This is a genomic window from Candidatus Hydrogenedentota bacterium, from assembly GCA_012523015.1.
In the GTDB taxonomy this organism is placed as follows: Bacteria; Hydrogenedentota; Hydrogenedentia; order Hydrogenedentales; family CAITNO01; genus JAAYBJ01.
The window spans coordinates 1-4,065 of sequence record JAAYJI010000006.1; the positions used below are offsets into that span (position 1 = coordinate 1).

Genomic DNA, 4,065 nt, shown 5'->3' on the forward strand with positions numbered 1-4,065 from the left:
AACGTAGCTTGGGCGAATTGGTCAAAGATATGCCCGTCCAACAAGAGCGCATTGAACGGGTTCCCGCCGGCTGGCCCCTTCCCCGAGGTAAAGGCCGTATCTCTTCTCAATTCGGTTATCGCCGTGATCCTTTCTCAAGACGCGTACGGCACCATGACGGTCTCGACATTTCTGCGCAAAAAGGTACTCCCGCCCATGCAACGGCGCGCGGCAAAGTTATCAAAGCGGAATATATCAGCGAATATGGCAATATGGTCGTCGTTAGTCATGGCGACGGTCTGGAAACTGCTTACGCCCATCTTAGCGCCATTCACGTAACGCGAGGTGAAACCGTGAGCCGCGGCGATGTGGTTGGTCTTGTTGGCAGCACGGGGAAAAGTACCGGGAATCACCTGCACTATGAAGTCCGTCTGAATGGACGCGTCGTGAATCCTGCCAAATATCTGTCGGATTAATTATGCTTGATACACGCAAACTCAGAGAATATAATGATAACAAAGCCATGACCACTATCGGCTCGGGAAGCAAAATCACGGGGGAACTGGTCTGTGCGGGTACGATCCATGTCCTCGGCTTTGTAGAAGGCAGCATAGCCAGTGACGACAGCGTGGTACTCCTCGAAACGGCACGCGTCAAAGGGGATATACGCGCCGGTCAGGTCATTATCAGCGGTCACATCAAGGGCAATATTCAGGCGTCAGAACGACTGGAAATCATGGCGACCGGAAAAGTTGCGGGCAATATCTGCTCTCCGTGTATCAGCATCCATGAAGGTGTGTTCTTTGAAGGACGATGCTCCATGAAAGAAGAAGCGGTTCCGCAAAAAAGTGAGGCACAAGCCAAAGCCCCAACAACTCCTGTCGAAGACAAACCTACTGAAGCGTAGACGCCCCCCTACTCCCCCACCGTATTTTCATCCGCGTCTCATGGGCTGACTGAAGGGCGGTGGTCAAAGATTACCCAAGCCCTGTCCTATGAAAAGAAGCCAACCACCCCTGATTAACGGTGTGATACCGCCTATGGGCGGGGTTTTGATTTTGCAGGTTCCTTTAAAAAGACAGCAGACAATGCCAGATAAAGAGGTAGCCCAATCCGTCCACTTCCTGCCAAATGCGCTGTGCAAGATCCGCATCGCCCGGTAAGCTGCCTTTTTCTGCGCTATACGTTTCCCAAGGCGAACAAACACCTGCACGGGGATCAGGCGTAAAGGCAGTAGGCGGCCCGGATTTGATCGGCCCGTCGCAGACACGGGGCGGTAACTCGGCGACAGGCTCTCCGTCATACTGTCCGTACTTACGGGTGAAGTCTGTCAAGATACGCATGTTTTCGGGTTTCGCGTCATTTTGGATAATGGCGCTTGCATCCATAATAAAGCCGCCATCCTGCGCCGCCGTGTCAAGCACAACTTTACAGGCTTCCTCTACTTCCTCTTGGGTTCCATAAGAAAGGACGGTATTGGGGACACCGCCGCTCAAACAAAACTTCGGTCCCAAGATCTTTGTTGCCTTTTCAATATCGCTGCGGTCTATATGAAAGACCATGCTCTTTTCGGGCAGTTCAGCGAAACTTTCGAGATGATGATCCCAATTTCCTTCTGCGTAAAAGAGTGTCTGGTGACCATGTGCCCAAAACTCTTCGATAATGGGTTTTAGTGTGGGCCAATAATGGCTGTCAAACTGATCCGGCGTAACGAAGGGCACGCAACCGCGATGCATCCAGAACCCGATGGGCGCGTATCCTTCGGGGTCGGCACCGGACATCCCCATTTGGTAGAGGTGCGGCATCAAGGCTTCACAGGCGGCGAGCACTTTTTCGGGCTGCGTGACCATGTCCATGGTCAGGCCAATATAGCCGCGCAGCTTATCGCCGATAATATCGAAAGGCGCTTTAAAAATACCGGAGATAGCTCCGGGTGTACCGCATTCTTGCCGCATCCGTGCGCCCTGGGCGGGAAAGGCATTGAAATAATGCATCATCGCCATGGCGCCCTTTACCAATGCCAGGTTATTTTCATAACGGAGCGTGCTGCAGGTCGGTTGGATATACCGTGACGCCCGCGGCAGCCAACGCTCATATAAAAATGCGGTGGGGTCGTCAATGAGCGCGTCGTATTCATCGGCTTTCATAAAGGCATCTTCAGGGGCAGGTTCGATATATTGGAATCCTGTATCAGCGGGAATATCGATTCCGGGGATGCCGTAATATTTGAGACCCAGCGCCTGGGTCAGCCCGGTCCACACATAGACCATGCTTCCGGGAGCCGCGTCCCAATCATAATCGTTGAGGGTCTTACAGGTGGCATCAAAGGCCTTCGTGAAATCATGGGCTACATCCTGACAGGTATACCCGCTGTGGCGTGCCACAAATTCAGCGGCGAAAGGGCGAATGGGAACACAATCGGGTTTCTCATTGCGCAGGGCGGTTACCACACGATTCAGGCGTTCCAAATAACGTTTTTCAGTGCTGTCATTCACGGTAATGTTTCTCCCAATTCAGCGTTTCCGGACACATCATCACGGTCGCAGGATTTCCGATACTAGGGCGCCGCCTCTGCATCGGGTGGGGCATGCACTTATCGCCTTCTCCTTCGCGCAGGTTGACGCGTCTTCGGTTCTTCTGCCCGTTGCGGCGCTATCTCACGATTATATTTTCTCACAGCTTGATTATGCTCCTCCAGCGTGCGGCTGAAGGTATGGGTTGTCCCATCTGCGTTGGATACAAAATACAGATACTGCCCATCAGCGGGTGCCATGGCTGCGCGAAGGCTCGCCACGCCGGGATTGCAAATAGGTCCGGGCGGCAGTCCCCCATGCTGATAGGTATTGTAGGGGGAACGCACATTCTTATCCACGTCCAACATGCGCTCTCCGTATTTATTCAAGGCGAACTGCAAGGTAGAATCCATCTGCAGCCGCATTTTGCTTTCCAGTCGATTGTAGATTACCTGCGCGACAAGCGGCCGTTCTTCTTCCGCCTTCGCCTCGCGCTCCACCAAGGAGGCTACGGTGACCAAATCGATTTTTTGCATCGCCGCTGCGCCGGGATTCTCTGCAATAAGCTGATCCCATTCTTTTTTAAATTGTTCGACCATGCGGTTTACCAAAAGGACGGGATGGGGTTCTTCATCGAAAAAATAGGTATTGGGCATGAGGAAGCCTTCCAAGGTATCCGTTTCGATGCCCAAACTTGCGATAAGCGCCTCGTCTCGGGTCGCCTCCATAAAGGCTTCGGGGTCGGAGGTCAACACGGCAATCTGCGGGATAGACAGCCCTTCCGGTATCAAGAACCGCTCCTGATTATCGTGCAGATGTTTTGTAGGTCCTTGTACCAGCAACTCCAAGAGCTGCGCGGCGGACAGTCCCCGATACAACTCGTAGGCGCCCTGTTGAATGATAACGTCCTCATTTTTCAAGCGCAGGGCAAGGCGGAACAAGCCCTCATGTTCGATGATCTTATTTTCTACGAGAAGCTCACCCACCATACGCAGTGTTGCGCCGGGGGGAACCGTGATCACGACGGCGGATCCACCTTTGGCTTCCCGAGTCACATGATCATAAACGATGAACGCAACCATACCCGCAACAATGATTCCGATTAGCAGGAGCGCCCATGTCCAGACCAAGCTCATCAGGGCATAGCGCCAGAAAGCGCTTTTCTTTTTCTTTTCAGAAGTGGTTGGTACTGCCTTTTCCATCAATTATTTCCCACTATAGCCGCCTTTGCTGCAGCGGCGCAGCGCTACTCTTGCGCCGGTTGTGCTGCCCCTTGGGCACGGCGTCGATCTAAAAACGATTGTAGAATCAACGATGCGGCAATCTGGTCGACCTTCCCCTTTTGGGAACGGCGCGATGCCTTCATGTCTCGTGCCACGCGCAGCGCCTGCGCCGTTGTAAAACGCTCATCCTCAGTAATAATATCGACGTTGATCATTTCGCGCAATTTCGCCAAAATATCTTTGGTCTTTTCTGCGCGCGGACCATCGACCCCATCTTGAGACAGCGGCAGCCCCGCGACCACAAGTATCGGTTCTAATTCCTTGATAAGCGCTGCCACGTTGCGAAGCAT

Annotated in this window: 5 protein-coding genes; 2 read left to right on the forward strand and 3 right to left on the reverse strand. The window is 53.1% G+C overall.

What is annotated here, in order from left to right; all coding sequences use genetic code 11:
• A partial coding sequence (locus GX117_00410; protein ID NLO31807.1) for a M23 family metallopeptidase occupies window positions 1-455 on the forward strand: 455 nt, incomplete at its 5' end.
• A 2-nt stretch (window positions 456-457) separates the two neighbouring features.
• Window positions 458-886, forward strand: a complete 429-nt coding sequence (locus GX117_00415) for a polymer-forming cytoskeletal protein (protein ID NLO31808.1) — start codon at window positions 458-460, stop codon at window positions 884-886.
• A gap of 163 nt (window positions 887-1,049) precedes the next feature.
• Here the strand turns inward: GX117_00415 and GX117_00420 are convergent, their stop codons facing one another.
• From GX117_00420 to ruvX, 3 genes are all read right to left on the reverse strand, one after another.
• A complete protein-coding gene (locus GX117_00420) occupies window positions 1,050-2,474 on the reverse strand; it encodes a hypothetical protein (protein NLO31809.1) in 1,425 nt (474 codons plus the stop codon).
• Between the two features lie 98 nt (window positions 2,475-2,572).
• A complete protein-coding gene (mltG, locus tag GX117_00425; protein ID NLO31810.1) occupies window positions 2,573-3,694 on the reverse strand; it encodes an endolytic transglycosylase MltG in 1,122 nt (373 codons plus the stop codon).
• A gap of 44 nt (window positions 3,695-3,738) precedes the next feature.
• Window positions 3,739-4,065, reverse strand: a 327-nt coding sequence (ruvX, locus tag GX117_00430) for a Holliday junction resolvase RuvX (protein NLO31811.1), incomplete at its 5' end; no start/stop codon positions are given.

Bases quoted from the DNA above. Each gene is read 5' to 3' on its own strand.
- GX117_00415 (NLO31808.1), top strand. From the start codon at position 458: ATGCTTGATACACGCAAACTCAGAGAATATAATGATAACAAAGCCATG.
- mltG (NLO31810.1), bottom strand. From the start codon at position 3,694: ATGGAAAAGGCAGTACCAACCACTTCTGAAAAGAAAAAGAAAAGCGCT.